The sequence below is a fragment of the Ideonella azotifigens genome (assembly GCF_006519715.1).
Taxonomy (GTDB): Bacteria; Pseudomonadota; Gammaproteobacteria; order Burkholderiales; family Burkholderiaceae_C; genus Ideonella; species Ideonella azotifigens.
Map to the genome: position 1 here is coordinate 1 of NZ_VIDT01000849.1, position 2,026 is coordinate 2,026.

Genomic DNA, 2,026 nt, shown 5'->3' on the forward strand with positions numbered 1-2,026 from the left:
CTGTCGCGCGAGCCGCTGCCGCTGGAAACGCTGCGCTTCGCCAGCCCGGAGGAAGACGCGGCGCTGAAGCTGGTGCAGGCGCGTGGCGGTGTGTCGTTGAAGGACATCAGCGCCGCCGACAACGGGCAGCTTCGCGTCACCGGCACGGTGAAGGACGGCAAGCGAGAGTTCTCGCCATCGCTGCTGCTGAATGCCGACGAGCAGCTGCGCGACGCGCAATGCGGCTGCAACTTCTTCCAGCAGAACAAGCTGCGCCGCGGTCCGTGTGCGCACATGCTGGCGTTGCGGCAGGTGGCACAACCAACGTTGAATGAAACCAGAACACAGCGCGCCGTGACGGCTGGAGAAGCGGCATGAGCACTGATAGACTTCTTGCGGGTGCAGCGCGTTGGCTCTTGCAATCCGGGCGATGTTTCGTCGCCCTTGCCAACCGCCTGTTCATGCGTCACGGGTGCCGTCTTCACTGTGCCGCGCTCGCGCCCTGTGCGCAATTGCGGTTGGGCTTGTCTCAAGCCAATTGGCGCACAGGGCGCGGCGCGGCGTCGAGTGGACAGCCTCCGTCCTCGGAGCCCCCTGGGCTCTTCGATGAGAAACGCGCTGCACCCACCCTTCCCGTTCCCGGAGCGATGGCAGCATGAGCGGCGAGCGTCAACCGACCCGCGCCGAGCTGATCGCGCGCATTGCCGCCTCCAGCAAGGACGCGGTGGTGCTGAAGGAGATGCAGCGCTCGGGCTTCTGGCCAGCCGATGCCGCCGCCCCCACCGTCGAGGCCGCGCTGATCCAGCGCGAAGCCGAGTTGGTGCAGGTGCTGAACAAGCTGCAGGCCGAGCTGCGCGAGAAAGGCGACCCGCAGGGCGCGCTGAAGGCCATGCGCCAGCAACGCATGGCCGAGGCCAGGGAACGCCGCGAGGCCACCGCGCAGAAGCTCGAACGTGAACGCTACGAGCGCGCAGTGCAGTGGCGCGAGCGCAGCCGGCATGAGATCGGCTACCTGGGCCAGGGGGTGTCTGCCGGCTTGCAAGCTCGGGCCGACAACGCCGGCTCGCACGAGAAGCTGCAGCGCGAGGGCCTGCCATTGTTGGACACGCCACAGGCCCTGGCCGATGCGATGGGCGTGCCCGTGGCCGAACTGCGTTTCCTGGCCTTCCACCGCGAGGTGGCGCGCACGCAGCATTACCGCCGCTTCTCGCTGCCGAAGAAGACTGGTGGCGTGCGCACCATCAGCGCGCCGATGCCGCGGCTCAAGCGCGCGCAGTACTGGGTGCTGGACAACCTGCTGGCCAAGGTGCCGGTGCATGCCGCCGCGCATGGCTTCCTGCCCGGCAAGTCCATCGTCAGCAATGCCGCGCCGCATGTGGGCCAGGCCGTGGTCATCAACCTGGACCTGAAGGACTTCTTCCCCAGCGTCTCGTTCCCGCGCATCAAGGGCGTGTTCCGCGCACTGGGCTATGGCGAGGCCACGGCCACGCTGCTGGCCCTGCTGTGCAGCGAAAACGTGTGCGATGAACTGCAGGTCGATGGCGAGCGCTTCTTCGTGGGCCGCACCGCCCGCGAGCGTGTGCTGCCACAGGGCGCGCCGACCAGCCCGATGCTGACCAACATCCTGTGCCGCACGCTGGACAAGCGGCTGCAAGGCATTGCCACCAAGCTCGGCTTCACCTACACCCGCTATGCCGACGACCTGAGCTTCTCGGCCTCGGGCAACGCCGCCGGCCTGACCGGGCGCCTGCTGCGCCAGGTGCACCACATCCTGAAGGCCGAAGGCTTCACGCCGCATCCCGACAAGCAGCATGTGATGCACGCCGGCCGCCGGCAGGAGGTGACGGGGGTTGTCGTCAACCAGCAGCCCGCCGTCTCGCGCGAACAGCGCCGTGCGCTGCGCGCCGCGCTGCACCGCGCGAAGCACAAGGGGCTGGACGCCGCCACCTGGCAAGGCGAGCCCGCTGCGCGCAATGTGCTGCTGGGCTACGCGCAGTTCGTGGCGATGGTGAACGCCAGGCATGGCGCGCCCTTGCTGGCGCAGGCC

General features: G+C 68.4%; 2 protein-coding genes. Both read left to right on the plus strand.

The genetic code is table 11. From position 1 onward, the window contains the following. Positions 1–357: SWIM zinc finger family protein (locus FKP22_RS28425; RefSeq protein ID WP_170201151.1), on the plus strand; the 357-nt coding region annotated here is incomplete at its 5' end. Between the two features lie 277 nt (positions 358–634). Continuing rightward, a partial coding sequence (locus tag FKP22_RS28430; RefSeq protein WP_141291458.1) for a reverse transcriptase family protein occupies positions 635–2,026 on the plus strand: 1,392 nt, incomplete at its 3' end.